Source organism: Kribbella sp. NPDC004875 (assembly GCF_042873375.1).
Taxonomy (GTDB): Bacteria; Actinomycetota; Actinomycetes; order Propionibacteriales; family Kribbellaceae; genus Kribbella.
Window position 1 is genome coordinate 251086 of record NZ_JBIALI010000003.1, and the last position, 12819, is coordinate 263904.

Genomic DNA, 12819 nt, shown 5'->3' on the forward strand with positions numbered 1-12819 from the left:
GGTCACGGATCGAGCGATGCAGGCCTCAGTGTCAGCGCCTGCACACCGCGAAACCGCCCCCGCATTTCCACCCATCGGGAAGCGGCGTCTCCTTCCGTGCCCTTTCCATCTGATGGGAAGAGACTGCGTTGGAGACGTCACACACAGGCCTAGCGTCACCCCACCGCACAGCGCGGCCGGGATGGACAAAGGACAGTGCCATGAACAGACAAGAACTCAAGATCGTCGGGGCGTCGGCCGTCGGAACGGCCTTCGAGTGGTACGACTTCTTCCTCTACGGGGCCTTGGTCCCAGTGATCGGAGCGAAGTTCTTCGGCGACTACAGCCCGTCGGCACAGACGGTGTTCGCCCTGCTGACGTTCGCCGCGGGCTTCATCGTCCGTCCGATCGGGGCGCTGCTGTTCGCCCGGCTGACCGACATGGTCGGCCGCAAGGTGGTCTTTCTCATCACGCTGATCCTGATGGGACTCTCGACGGTGGTCGTCGGCATCCTGCCCACGTCAGCGCAGATCGGCGTTCTGGCACCGATCCTGCTGGTGAGTTGCCGGATCCTGCAAGGTCTCGCCGTCAGCGGGGAGTTCGGTGCGGCCGTCACCTACGTGTCGGAGTACGCGCCGAGGAGCCAGCGTGGCTTCTTCGTCGGCTGGCTGACCGGTACGACGGCACTCGCGCTGAGCCTGTCACTCGCGGTCCAACTCGTCGTCGAGCGAATCGTCGGCTCGGAGGCGTACGCGGCCTGGGGCTGGCGAGTCCCGTTCCTGGTCTCGATCCTCCCGCTGGCGCTGTCGGTGTGGATCCGGTCGAAGCTGCACGAGAGTCCGCTGTTCCAGCAGATGAAGGCGCAGGGAACGCAGGCCAAGGCGCCTCTGCGCGAGGCGTTCGGCTCCCGCAAGCGGATCCGGATGGTCGCCGTCGTGTTCGTGATGGCGTCGGCCCAGTCGTTCATCGGCTACCTGTCCACCGTCTACATGCTCACCACGATGAAGACCAACCTGAAGATCGACTCCTTCACGGTGAACTGCATCTTCCTCGTGATCATGCTGATCGGATTCTTCCTCTGCGTGTTCGCGTGCTGGCTGTCGGACCGGATCGGGCGCCGGCCGGTGCTGTTCGCAGGCCTGGCTCTGGCCGCACTGACCGTGTTCCCGATCACCAACGCGATCAGCGGGACGGCCAACCCGGAACTGAAGCACGCCCAGGACCGGACGACCGTGACGATCAAGGCCGACCCGAGCACCTGCTCGTTCCAGTTCAACCCGGCCGGTACGACGAAATTCACCTCGGACTGCGATCGGGCCCGGAAGATCCTGCAGTCGAACTCGGTGACCTTCGACCGGGTGAACACAACCGGCCCCACGACGGTCCAGGTCAACGACATCGAGGTATCCGGTCCTACTCTCGACGCCGACCTGACCAAGGCACTCGGCTCGGCTGGATATCCCGTCAAGGGCTCGGCGACCTCGATCAAGATCGGCGGCCTCGGAGACTTCTTCGACAGCGCCGTCCTGAAAGTCGCACTCCTCTTGCTGCTCCTGGTCGCGTACGCCCAGCTGGCACAGGGGCCGGCCTCGGCGGCGATGGCAGAGGTGTTCCCGACCCGGATCCGGGCGACCGCGCTGTCTGTTCCTTACCAGCTCGGCGTCGGCGTCTTCGGCGGCCTGCTGCCGGCGACCATGGTCGCAATAGGCGCACAGGTCGGCAGCTTCACCACCGCCTTGTGGTATCCGGTCATCGCGATGGCCATCGGCCTGGCCATCCTGGTCTTCACCTTGCCGGAAACGAAGGGCGTCGACCTCGCGGACGTCACCCTGGACGAGCCCGCGGAAGTCTCCGCCGGCCAGAACTGACCCGAAGGCGACTCAACACGGCGGCTGTGCGCGAGCGTCAGGCGCACAGCCGCCGTACGAAAGGAAAGCGATGCCCATCATCGAAGTCTCGCTGCTGGCCGGCCGGACCGACGAGCAGATCCGCGCTCTGATCGACGCACTGCACATCGCAACGGTCCAGAGCCTGCAAGCGCCACCCGAGTCGGTCCGGATCCTCGTCCGCGAGCTCCCGCCGAACCGCTGGGCAGCCGGCGGGAGGACCATCGAGGAACGCCGCTCAGCGCTCGCGGAAGCGGGTGGTGCTCCAGCCGCCGCAGACGGGAATGGTGACTCCGGTGATGAAGGCGGCGTCGTCGCTCGCGAGGAAAGCGAAGGTGTGGGCGATGTCGGCCGGTCGGCCGATCCGCGGCAACGGTCGTGACCTCGTGACGAGGTCGTCGAACACGCCCTCGGCGACCTTCGCCGCCGTCGCCGGGGTCTCGATCAGGCCTGGGGCGACGGCATTCACGCGGATGTTCTGCCGTCCGTAGTCGGCGGCCATCTGCCGCGTCAGGCTGCTGACCGCTCCTTTGGCCGCGGAGTACGGCGCCGAGCCCTGGACACCGACCAGCCCGAACGTCGATGACGTGTTGACGATCGCCCCGCCGTCCGGCCCGAACGCGGCGACCGCCTCGCGGCTCATCGCGAACGTCGTCGTCAGGTTCAGCCGGACGAAGAACTCGAAGTCGTCGTCGGAGGTGTCGGCGACCGGCCGGTCGCCTGCCTTGCCGGCGATGTTCGCGAGCACGTTGGGCGTACCGTGCCGCTCCTGACACGCCGTGAACACCCGCCCGGCTGCGTCGGAGGCCGTCAGGTCCTGCGCCAGGATCTCGATCGCCGGCTCCTCCAGCCGGAGCGACTCCAGACCGTCGGGGTTCAGGTCCACCGCGAGCACCCGTGCCCCGCGGGCGGCGAACACCAGCGCGGTCTCCCGTCCGATACCGGATGCCGCGCCGGTGACCACCGCCGTCTTCCCGCTCAGCTGCCGCGGTCCGACGTGCTCTTCGTTGCTAGTCACAACTTTCTCCGATCTGCGATGTGCGGCTGTCTCGCGGCGAGCATGCGATCCGCGCGGGCCAGAGACCAGCAGCCCTTCCCATTGTGCGAGAACAACACGTGGCCGTGCCGCGGCCCCGCTGGCAACCTCGGCAGCACCGACCACCGACCGAGGGAACCCATGACGACAATCGACCGCACCGCCGCCACTCTCGACGAGCAGATCCCTGGCCTCATCCTGACGCGTTCGGCGAATGGCGTCGCGCTGGTGGAGCTGGACCGGCCGCATCGGCGCAACGCGTTGGATCGAGCGCTGCTGGATGGCCTACCTGGCATGCTCCAGAGCCTCAACGACGACGACCAGGTTCGTGTCATCGTGCTCTCCGGCAGGGGCGGATCGTTCTGCGCCGGTGGCGACCTGGATGTGATCGGCGACATGGGCGACGAGTCCCCCGAGGCGGCTCGCACCCGGATGACTCGGGAGTTCTCGTCGGTCAGCGAGCTCGCCGGCACCGGTAAGCCGACAGTCGCGAGCGTCGACGGGGCAGCCGTCGGTGCGGGGATGGCCCTCGCGCTGGCCTGCGACCTTCGCGTCGGAAGCGACGCAGCGGTCTTCTCCAGCCCGTTCATCAAGATGGCCCTGGTCCCGGACTTCGGCGCGTCGTGGCTGCTGGCGAACGCGGTCGGTCCTGGCCGGGCGACCGAGATCGCGCTCACCGGGCGCCGCGTCGGCGCGGCCGAAGCATTGCGCATCGGCCTGCTCGACACGGTCGCCGACGATTGCCTCGGACAAGCTCTCCGATACGCCGGCCGGCTCGCCGAGGCGCCGGTGGCCGCCGCGGCAGCAACGAAGCGCCTGATCAGGGCAGGCGCCACGCACTCGCTCAACGAGGTGATCGATCGCGAGATCACCGAGCAGCTGCGGGCGGTCCGGAGTGAGGCCTTCCGCGAGCACTGGAAGGCCTGGTCCGAGACCGTCCGCGGCCGCTGACGAATGCCTCAGGAAGCAGTCATCACGACCGAACCCAGATGGCCGAACTCGGCGACGACGTGGTCTCCGGCCTGGAGGTGTACTGCGTCGGTCAGTCCGCCGGTGTACACGATCCAGCCGGGCTGGAGCGCCACCCCTCGGGCAGCCAGTGTGTTCGCCGCCAGCGCCAGCGCCTCCGCCGGATGTCCTTGAACGGCCGCACCCGTGGCGGTGTGCACGACCTCGCCGTTGACGTGCAGGACGCACGGTTCCAGTGCGAGGTCGAGGCCGGCCGGTGCGACGGACAGCCCTCCGGTGACGATTCGACCGGAGGAGGCGTTGTCCGCCACTACGTCAGGCAACCGGAAGTCGAAGTCCCGGTAGCGACTGTCGATGACCTCCAGTCCAGCGTGCACCGAGCGAACCGCCTGCAGCGCGACCGCCGCAGTGATCCCCGGACCTTCGATCGCCTCCCCCAGAACGAAGACGATCTCCGGCTCGACCCGTGGGTGGATCAGGCTGTCGAGCTGGAGTGGAACGCCTTCGGCCAGCGTCATCGCGTCGGTCAGCCACGCTGTCAGGGGTGAGCTGATTCCCATCCGTTCCTGCTTCGCCCGCGAGGTCAGCCCGAGCTTGACACCGGTGACGTGCTCGCCCCGCATCAACCTGCGGGCCAGCGTCTCGTCCTGAACCTGGTAGGCGACGTCGAGATCCAGCTCCGGCCACTCGTCGGTGATCTTGCCGAGTTCCTGTCTCCGGTTCTCGGCGTCGATCAGCGTGTGCGCGGCGCTGGAGACATTCCACTTGTAGGTCATCGGTCGCCTTTCGGGGCCTCGAGGAAGGCAGCTGTCACCCGGCCGAGATGCGTGAACGCGGCGGTCACCGTGTCTCCGGCTCGCACCGGTACCGGCGGAACGATCGGCCCGACGAGCAGCACCTGTCCGGCCGGCAGCTCCTCGCCGCGACCCAGGCGTTCGTTGACCAACCACGCGAGGGCCGTCAGAGGCGACCCCACAGCCGCTGCGACACCGGTTCCGACGAGCAGTCCGCGATGGTGCAGTGTGCATCCCTCGAGGCGCGGGTCGATGGATTCGATCGGCGTACGGCGGGAACCGAGCACCGCACCGACAGCCGCCGCATTGTCCGCGAGCAGGTCGTCACGCGCCGGATCTGCCGCACGCGAATCGGTGAGTGCCAGGGCGGGCACGACGAATCCGACGGCTGCCAGTACCTCCGCGACATTCAGGGTCCGGCCGGCAACCGGCCGGGTGAGGACAAAGGCCAGGGACGGCGCGATCCGCGGATGGCGGAGGCCGTCCAAGGGCACCGGCGTCCCCTCCGGATGGAAGGTCGTAGCGTCCGCACGTGTGCGTAGTGTTTCGTTCACAGTTGCTCCCAAGCGCTGGTGGACAACCCATGCTGGGCAGCGCCGACCGGAGCGGCCAAGCTGTGCCTTCCGGTCACCGGGAAGCGACCGACCTTCCAGGTGCGGGGTGCAGCGCGAGCCCCGTTTCCGGTGGATGGAAAGTGGTGATTGTCCCGGACGGACCGGCCGACGGACAGTGACGTCGTCAGCGGGCCAAACAGGTCCGCGAGGACAGCACAGGAGGCACGGCGATGGAGTCGTTCGGTCACGTCATCGCGGGTGAGGAGGTGCCCTCGATCGACGGCGCCACCTTCCCGTCCGTCGATCCGTGGGAGCAGGCTCCATGGTCAACCGTTGCGCTCGGCTCGGTCCCCGACGCCGAACGCGCCGTCGACGCGGCCCGGAAGGCCTTCGACGACGGACCATGGGCACGGATGAGCCTGGCCGAGCGCGGCCAGGTGCTGCACCGGCTGGCCGACCTGATCCTGGCCAACGCCGACGAGCTCGCACTCGCCGACACGACCGACATGGGCAAACCGATCAGCGAGACCCGCGGTCACGACGTCCAGCGTTCGGCACAGAACTTCCGGTTCTTCGCGGACCACTCGACGGTGACCCCGGCCGAGTCGTACCCGATGCCCAGCGGTCACCACGCCTACACGCAGTACGAGCCGGCCGGCGTGGTGGCCGCGATCGCGCCCTGGAACTTCCCGTTGATGATGGCCAGCTGGAAAGTCGCCCCGGCCCTTGCCTGGGGCAACACCGTCGTCCTGAAGCCGGCCGAGCAATCCCCCGCCTCGGCAACGATCCTGGCGCGGCTGGCTCTCGAGGCAGGTCTGCCGCCGGGCGTGCTCAACGTCGTCCACGGATTCGGCCCGCGCTCCGTGGGCCAGGCCCTGACAGAGTCGCCGCTCGTCGACCGGATCACCTTCACCGGTGAGTCGACGACCGGCCGCGCCATCTCCCGGGCCGCGGCACTGAACCTCACCCCGGTCAGCCTGGAGCTGGGCGGCAAGGGCGCGAACATCGTGTTCGACGACGCCGATCTCGAACAGGCCGTGTCCTGGTCGATCAAGGCGATCTACAGCAACAGCGGCCAGGTGTGCCTGGCCGGCAGCCGGCTGTACGTCCAGCGTGGCATCTTCGACGAATTCCTGGAGCGCTTCACCCGCGCGGCGGACCAGCTCGTCATCGGCGATCCCAAGCGTGACGGAACGCAGATCGGCCCGCTGTCCTCGGAGGAGCACTTCCGCAAGGTCAGCGGCTATCTGGACATCGCGGTGGCCGACGGTGCGCGGCTCCACACCGGCGGTGTCGGAGGCGGCTGGACCGTCCGGCCGACCGTCGTCATCGGCGCCGAACAGCACGCCCGGATCACCCAGGAGGAGGTGTTCGGCCCGGTCGTCGTCATCTTGCCCTTCGACGACGAACCCGCCGCGATCGCCGCGGCGAACGACACGCCGTACGGCCTCAACGCCATGCTGTTCACCCGCGACCTGTCCCGCGCGCATCGGGTGTCCAGGGCGCTACGCGTCGGCACGGTCTGGACCAACTGCTTCTTCGTCCGGGACCTTCGGGCGCCGTTCGGAGGGGCCAAGAACTCGGGCGTCGGCCGTGAGGGAGGAACATACAGCCGGGAGTTCTTCACCGAGCCGAAGGCGATCGTGATGGAGATCGCCAATGCCTGAGACGCCTTCCGACCAGCAGGAGACACGATGACCATTCAGTCGATCAGCACCCAGAACGCACCGACCGTCGGCTTCTCGACCGGAACGAAGGCACCGCTGTCACAGGCGATCGTGCACAACGGAACCATCTACTGCTCAGGAACCGGTCCGCTGGACCCGGCAACCCGGACGATCGTCTCCGAGGACTTCGAGCAACAGGCCGAGCAGACGCTGAAGAACCTCGTCTCGGTGGTCGAGGCCGCCGGCGGCAGCAGCGCGAGCATCCTGAAATGCAACTGCTACCTCCGCAACGTCGAGGACTTCCCGGCGTTCAACGCCGTTTATCGCCGGTTCTTCGAGTCGAACCCGCACTTCCCCGCGCGTACGACGCTGATCGCGACACCGCACCGGACCGGCGTGCTGGTCGAGATCGAGTGCATCGCCGCCGTCGTGCAGGAGTAGCACCACGATGACCACGCCGAGTGCGGACCTGTTGCTGACCGGTGGAACGGTCCACACACTGGACGACGCGGGCACGATCGCCGAAGCCGTCGCGGTTCGTGCCGGGACGATCATCGCCGTCGGCTCCCGCGACGAGCTGCGCCAGTACTCCGGGCCTGCTACACGTGCCGTCGACCTCGCCGGCCGAACCGTCGTACCAGGACTGATCGACTCACACTGTCATTTCGAGGACGCCGGCCTCGATCACGACACGGTCGGCTTCGAGGGCGTCACCACGCTGGCCGAAGCCCTCGATCGGATCCGCGCCCACGCAGCCACGCTGCCCACGGACAGCTGGGTCCGGGGCCGCATGTGGAACCCGGCGAACCAACTCGCCGAACGCCGTGCGCCGAACCGGCACGAGCTCGACGCGGCAACTGGTGGCAGACCCGTCTACCTCCCGTTCGGCCACAGCGCCGCGGCGAGCACGGCGGCCTTGCGAGCGGCCGGACTCGACGAGCGCAGCGATCATCCCGCGAGCATCGTCGACCGCGAGGCCGGCGGTCATCCGTCCGGCCATCTGATCGAGGACGGCATGCAGTTCGTGGCCCGCGTCGTACCGGTCTGGACCGACGAACAGCGGACCCGGCAACTCGCCGATGCGATGGCAGTCCTCAATGCTCACGGCATCACGTCGGTGGTCGCCGGCGCGACAGCACGCCAGGACGTCGAAGTCCTGGCGAAGCTCGACGGACGCTCAACGCTTCGGGTCGCGGCGATGGTGACACCGTCCGGCGAGCTCAATCCCTCCGTCAGCGCGTCCGAGTGGTCGGACTTGCTCGCCGGCGGGCCCCGGCCGGCCAGTCCCTGGCTGCAGGAGCGCGGTATCAAGCTCCAGATCGACGGCGGCATGACCCTGGGTACGGCGGCCACCCGCGACCCCTACGCCAACCGCGACGACTACCACGGCGAGCTGATCGTGGATCGCTCGAGGCTGACGGAACTGGTGACTGTCGCCCATCGGTCCGGCTGGCCGGTCGGTATTCACGTCGTCGGCGACGCGGCGATCGATCTGGCTCTCGACGTCATGGAGACATCACGAACGCCTGGTCTCGCCCCAGACGTACTGATCCACGCCAGCCTCATCCAGCCCGACCAAATCAAGCGCGCCGCCGCGCTCGGAGTACTCGTCGCGGCGCAGACCCCCTTCCTGTGGCGGAACGTGCGGACGATCGAGGGTCATCTCGGCCGGCAGCGCACCGCGGACGCCGTACCGCTCAGAGATCTCGTAGACGTCGCAGGCCTGGGCCACGTCGCGGCCGGAACCGACTACCCGATCAACCGGCTCGCCCCGTTCCAGAACATCTACGCGATGACAACACGGGCCGACGCGCAGGGCGTCGTGACAGGTACTCGACAAGCAGTGTCGCGAGCGGAGGCGCTGGCGCTCTACACCCGCTCCGGAGCGGCGCACACCGGCGAACTGCATCGAAAAGGGACGATCGAACCGGGCAAGTACGCCGATCTCGCCGTCCTCGACCGCGACCCGCTCACCGTCGACGACAAAAGTCTCCTCGAAACCCAGGTCGAGCTGACGCTGGTCGCCGGGCAACCGGTCTTCGACCCGCACCAACTCAGCTGAAGCAGCCAAGGAAGGACGATCATGATCCCCAGCCAGATGCCCATCGTCGAACTGGACAAGTTCGCGGCAGAACTCGGCGCGAGCGGCAAGCGCGTCAAGGTCCTGTGGCAGGAGAGCGAGTCGCTCGCGTTCATCGCCCGTGGCCGTGAGTACCGCAGCGAATTCCACCTCAACCCGAGCGACGAGGTGATGTTCATGATCCGTGGCGAGATGAACCTGCACTACCGCAACGAGGACCAGACCGAGGGCGTCGCAGTCATCCCCGAGGGCGCGTCGATCTTCACACCGACCGGTGTCGCGCACTCGCCGCGGTTCGGGCCCGACTCCTACGTGCTCGTCATCGAGCGGCTCCGCAAGCCCGGCGAGCTCGACCGGTTCCGTTGGTTCTGCCCAGGGTGTGACGTTTTCCTGCATGAGGAGAGCGTGCACGTGGCCGACTACACCACCGACCCGGTGGCAGGGGCGTACCAGCGCTTCTACGCCGACATCGATGCGCGGACCTGCAAACACTGCGGAACCGTCATGCCGGACGAACGCCTGTGACCAACGCTGCGGATCGGTCCTTCGGTTCGATCGGAGACCTGGTCCTGACCGCGCTGCGCAGGTACCCGGAGCGGACCGCCCTGGTGTGCGGCACGGAGGAGATCACGTACCGCGACGCCGAGTCCGCAGTCGTGCGCATCGTCGGGTTGCTGCGCTCGTACGGCGTCGGTCCGGGCGACACCGTCGTACAGATCAGGCGGAACGACCCGTTGCAGTGGCTCATCAACGCCGCCTGCTACGTCGCAGGATTCCGCTCGGCGGCGCTGCCGATGACCGGCCTCGATGACGCGGACCTGCTTGGGCGGCTAGGCGCCACCGACCCGGCCGCAGTGATCGTCGACCGAACCCTTGCCGCTGGGCTGTTCGAGAGCCGTTCGTCCGACCAGGACATCCACTGGTGGACCGACGCCGACGTCGCCGGCTGGCGCAATCTGCGTCACGACCTGGCGAGCCCGCCCGTCGATCTGACGAGTCGGTCCGTGACCGTGGGCGAGGTCGCCCCTCCCTCCTCGCTTGTTCGGCTCGCCTACACCTCCGGCACGAGCGGCGGAGTCAGAGGCGTGCTGCTGTCCAGCGGTGCCCTCTGCGCGGTCGCCACCCTGACGATGGCACAGCTTCCCTGGCCGGATCAGCCGCGCGTGCTGTGTCCGGAACCCGTGTCGGGTGGCTTCGGCAACATGGTGCTGCCGACACTGGCGCGCGGCGGCACCTTCGTCATGCTGGAGCGCTTCGACGCGGCGACACTGATCGACGCCACGCGCCGGCATCATCCGAACATCTTGATGATGATGCCGCCGGCACTCCGAGCGCTGATGTCACACCGAGGCGTCGACGACGCCGACTGGTCGTCCGTCGAGCTGCTCTGCTACAGCGGTGCAGTGCTCGAACCCGCAGAGATCGACCGGGCGCACGAGCTGTTCGGACAGGTCCTCTGCGGAATCTTCGGCCAGGTCGAAGTACCCAAGACCATTGCGATGACGACGCCCGCCGACCATGCGTCCTCCGACCTACGACGACGCACCTCACTCGGTCTGCCGTATCCGGGCATGACCCTCCAGATCCACGACCTCGCCGGCCGTCAACTGCCCACCGGTGTAGCCGGCGAGCTGTGCGTACGCGGACCATCGGCCATGGACGGCTACCTGGATCCCGCGCACGACGCATCCGCATTCCGCGACGGCTGGGTCCGCACCGGTGACGTGTGCAGGATCGACGAGATCGGTTACCTGCACTACCTCAACCGGCTGACTGATGTCTTCGTCGTCGATCACAAGTTCGTCTGCCCGGCCGACCTGGAGGAAGAGATCGCAAACACGACCGGCCTGCAGAGCGCCGTGGTGAAGGTTGGGCCCATGGAGGCCGTGCTGTTCGCCGAGTCGGCAGAGGCCCACGACATACCGTTGCCTGCAGCGCCTATCAGGTTCGTCGACGTTGTCGCGGTTCCGGTGCTGCCACGCAACGTCATGGGCCGGGTCGACTGCGGCGCTCTTCGGGGGATGGTGTCGGTCGGATGAACGGCGAAAGAGTTGTCGATGTTCACAGCCATGCGCTGCCGATGCCGTTGCTCGACTGGCTCACCGGTCAGGGACTCGCGGCGGTCGATCGTGACGTGGTCCGCATCGATCCCGCCGTCTCGGGTATCGGTCGCGGCGCTCCGATCCCGCTGCCGCGCACGCAGTACGACCTGGATGAGCGGGTCGTGGACATGCAGCGCATGGGCGTGGATCAGCAACTGGTGTCACTCCCGCCGTTCGTCACCTGCCCGGACGAACGCGATCCTCAGCGGGTCATCGACGTCGCGCGACGTGCCAACGATGCACTCGTGGACCTGCTGTGCGCCGACACGGACAAGTTCATTCCACTAGGCTTCGTCCCGCTCGGCTCGCCGGACGCGCTCGGCGAGGCGACCAGGTGTCTCGACGAACTGTCCTGCGCCGGGATCGCGCTCGGTACGCACGGATACCGCGCCGAGCTCGACGATCCACGGCACGAGTCGTTGTGGGAGATGCTGGCCGATCGCCAGGTGTTCGTGTTCCTACATCCGAACGCCGTCCCCGGCGGCGAGCGACTGGGGTCGTACTGGCTTCCGCAGTTGGCCGGCTTCCCCCTGGAGACCGCGCTCGCCGTCAGCCGCCTCGTCCTCGGCGGGGTCTTGGACAGACATGACCTCACACTCTGCCTCGCCCACGGCGGCGGTTGCCTGCCCGCGTTGCAGGGCCGGCTCGATCTTGGCTGGGAACGCAAGGAGATCGCACACACCACCGCACAGCCACCGAGCAACTACCTGTCCCGCCTGTACTACGACACCGCCACGTTCTCCACGCCGCTGCTGCGCCGCCTCGTAGAGGATTTCGGTTCGGACCACGTCCTGCTCGGAACCGACTACCCGTTCGACCTCGCCGACCTCGACCCGCGGGCGACGGTGGCGGCACTCGATCTGCCGACGCAGCAGCGGCAGCGCATCGAAGGTGTCACGATCGACGGACTTCTCGCCCGTCGCGCTTGAAGCCGCGCTCGTGGTAGGTCTCGTCGTAGCCCTTGGCGAGCTCGCGGGTGATCGAACTGGCGGCCAGGCGCAGCGCCGGCTCAACGCCCGCCAGCGAACGCGCCCTGGTGTGCATCACGACCGACAGCGCCGCCACCACTCGCCGGTCGGGCGCGAAGATCGGCACCGCGACCGAGACCGTACCGAGCGTCAACTCCTCGATGCAACGAGCGATTCCGGTCTTGCGTACGTCGCTCAGCGCCCGCATCAGCATGCCCGGCATGATGATCGTGTGCGGCGTGTACCGCTTCAGCCCGGCGCGCAGCACGGACTCCTGGAACTGCTGCGACGAGTAACTGAGTAACACCTTGCCGACGCCGGTGGCGTGCAACGGGTAGCGGCCGCCGACGAGCGAGGCCACATCCACCGATCGCGCACCCCACACGCGTTCGACGTACAGCACGTCGTCGCCGTCCAGCACGGCCAAGTGGATGTTCTCGGACGTTGCTTCGTACAGATCGTGCATGAACGGCAGCGACACATCGCGTAGCGTCCGCGGCTGCGGACACAGGGAGCCGAGCTCCCACATCCGCAGTCCGATGCGGTAATACCCGTCGCGATCCTTCTCGAGGGCACCGAGCTCGACCAGTTCGGCAGCAATCCGGTGGACGGTCGACACCGGCAGACCGGTCGCCGCCTGCAGGTCGACGAGGCGCAGCGCGGGGCTATCCGGGGTGAACGCGTTCAACAGCGCGAACACCCGGCTGGACACCGAGCGACTGGGATCGCTGGGGACGTCTGTTGGAAGAGCCATTGTCATCACTCTCCGCGCATGCCCGGAGTC

The 12819-nt window shown here is 67.6% G+C and carries 12 protein-coding genes and 1 pseudogene; 9 read left to right on the forward strand and 4 right to left on the reverse strand.

Going from position 1 to position 12819, the window contains the following annotated elements; genetic code table 11:
* Positions 1-200 precede the first annotated feature (200 nt).
* The gene (locus ACFYRH_RS18365; RefSeq protein ID WP_387775986.1) at positions 201-1847 is read left to right on the forward strand and encodes an MFS transporter; all 1647 of its coding nucleotides are present in this window, start codon (positions 201-203) and stop codon (positions 1845-1847) included.
* A 70-nt stretch (positions 1848-1917) separates the two neighbouring features.
* Positions 1918-2085 (forward strand): annotated as a pseudogene (locus tag ACFYRH_RS18370) (4-oxalocrotonate tautomerase family protein); the annotation flags it as partial.
* 18 nt (positions 2086-2103) lie between these two features.
* Here ACFYRH_RS18370 and ACFYRH_RS18375 read toward each other — a convergent pair.
* On the reverse strand, positions 2104-2883 hold the full coding sequence (locus ACFYRH_RS18375) for an SDR family NAD(P)-dependent oxidoreductase (RefSeq protein WP_387775989.1): 780 nt from the start codon (positions 2881-2883) through the stop codon (positions 2104-2106).
* Between the two features lie 159 nt (positions 2884-3042).
* Between ACFYRH_RS18375 and ACFYRH_RS18380 the strand changes: the two genes are divergently transcribed.
* The gene (locus ACFYRH_RS18380; RefSeq protein ID WP_387775992.1) at positions 3043-3852 is read left to right on the forward strand and encodes an enoyl-CoA hydratase/isomerase family protein; all 810 of its coding nucleotides are present in this window, start codon (positions 3043-3045) and stop codon (positions 3850-3852) included.
* Positions 3853-3860: 8 nt separating this feature from the next.
* Here the strand turns inward: ACFYRH_RS18380 and ACFYRH_RS18385 are convergent, their stop codons facing one another.
* Entirely contained in the window at positions 3861-4646 is a 786-nt protein-coding gene (locus tag ACFYRH_RS18385; protein ID WP_387775995.1) for a 2-keto-4-pentenoate hydratase, read from the reverse strand.
* Complete coding sequence (locus ACFYRH_RS18390) at positions 4643-5158, reverse strand: 2-keto-4-pentenoate hydratase (RefSeq protein WP_387775998.1); 516 nt, start codon at positions 5156-5158, stop codon at positions 4643-4645. Before ACFYRH_RS18390 ends, ACFYRH_RS18385 begins: the two co-directional genes overlap by 4 nt.
* A 290-nt stretch (positions 5159-5448) precedes the next feature.
* Between ACFYRH_RS18390 and ACFYRH_RS18395 the strand changes: the two genes are divergently transcribed.
* From ACFYRH_RS18395 to ACFYRH_RS18420, 6 genes are read left to right on the forward strand one after another with little or no spacing between them, the layout of a single operon-like run.
* Positions 5449-6885 (forward strand): aldehyde dehydrogenase, encoded by a 1437-nt coding sequence (locus ACFYRH_RS18395; protein ID WP_387776001.1) that lies wholly within the window; start codon positions 5449-5451, stop codon positions 6883-6885.
* Positions 6886-6912: 27 nt separating this feature from the next.
* Complete coding sequence (locus tag ACFYRH_RS18400) at positions 6913-7326, forward strand: RidA family protein (protein WP_387776003.1); 414 nt, start codon at positions 6913-6915, stop codon at positions 7324-7326.
* A 7-nt stretch (positions 7327-7333) separates the two neighbouring features.
* Positions 7334-8947, forward strand: coding sequence for an amidohydrolase (locus tag ACFYRH_RS18405; RefSeq protein ID WP_387776006.1), 1614 nt, complete (start codon positions 7334-7336; stop codon positions 8945-8947).
* 21 nt (positions 8948-8968) lie between these two features.
* Positions 8969-9490 (forward strand): 3-hydroxyanthranilate 3,4-dioxygenase, encoded by a 522-nt coding sequence (locus tag ACFYRH_RS18410; protein WP_387776008.1) that lies wholly within the window; start codon positions 8969-8971, stop codon positions 9488-9490.
* Positions 9487-11004, forward strand: coding sequence for an AMP-binding protein (locus ACFYRH_RS18415; protein WP_387776010.1), 1518 nt, complete (start codon positions 9487-9489; stop codon positions 11002-11004). The genes ACFYRH_RS18410 and ACFYRH_RS18415 overlap by 4 nt, the downstream gene beginning before the upstream one ends.
* Positions 11001-11996 (forward strand): amidohydrolase family protein, encoded by a 996-nt coding sequence (locus tag ACFYRH_RS18420; RefSeq protein ID WP_387776012.1) that lies wholly within the window; start codon positions 11001-11003, stop codon positions 11994-11996. The genes ACFYRH_RS18415 and ACFYRH_RS18420 overlap by 4 nt, the downstream gene beginning before the upstream one ends.
* Here the strand turns inward: ACFYRH_RS18420 and ACFYRH_RS18425 are convergent.
* Positions 11962-12789 (reverse strand): IclR family transcriptional regulator, encoded by an 828-nt coding sequence (locus ACFYRH_RS18425; RefSeq protein ID WP_387776014.1) that lies wholly within the window; start codon positions 12787-12789, stop codon positions 11962-11964. The genes ACFYRH_RS18420 and ACFYRH_RS18425 overlap by 35 nt on opposite strands.
* Positions 12790-12819 lie beyond the last annotated feature (30 nt).

What these genes read in the sequence shown, in the direction of transcription:
- ACFYRH_RS18365 (WP_387775986.1), top strand. Translation starts at nt 201, where the DNA reads ATGAACAGACAAGAACTCAAGATCGTCGGGGCGTCGGCCGTCGGAACG.
- ACFYRH_RS18380 (WP_387775992.1), top strand. Translation starts at nt 3,043, where the DNA reads ATGACGACAATCGACCGCACCGCCGCCACTCTCGACGAGCAGATCCCT.
- ACFYRH_RS18385 (WP_387775995.1), bottom strand. Translation starts at nt 4,646, where the DNA reads ATGACCTACAAGTGGAATGTCTCCAGCGCCGCGCACACGCTGATCGAC.
- ACFYRH_RS18395 (WP_387776001.1), top strand. Translation starts at nt 5,449, where the DNA reads ATGGAGTCGTTCGGTCACGTCATCGCGGGTGAGGAGGTGCCCTCGATC.
- ACFYRH_RS18400 (WP_387776003.1), top strand. Translation starts at nt 6,913, where the DNA reads ATGACCATTCAGTCGATCAGCACCCAGAACGCACCGACCGTCGGCTTC.
- ACFYRH_RS18405 (WP_387776006.1), top strand. Translation starts at nt 7,334, where the DNA reads ATGACCACGCCGAGTGCGGACCTGTTGCTGACCGGTGGAACGGTCCAC.
- ACFYRH_RS18410 (WP_387776008.1), top strand. Translation starts at nt 8,969, where the DNA reads ATGATCCCCAGCCAGATGCCCATCGTCGAACTGGACAAGTTCGCGGCA.
- ACFYRH_RS18420 (WP_387776012.1), top strand. Translation starts at nt 11,001, where the DNA reads ATGAACGGCGAAAGAGTTGTCGATGTTCACAGCCATGCGCTGCCGATG.
- ACFYRH_RS18425 (WP_387776014.1), bottom strand. Translation starts at nt 12,789, where the DNA reads ATGGCTCTTCCAACAGACGTCCCCAGCGATCCCAGTCGCTCGGTGTCC.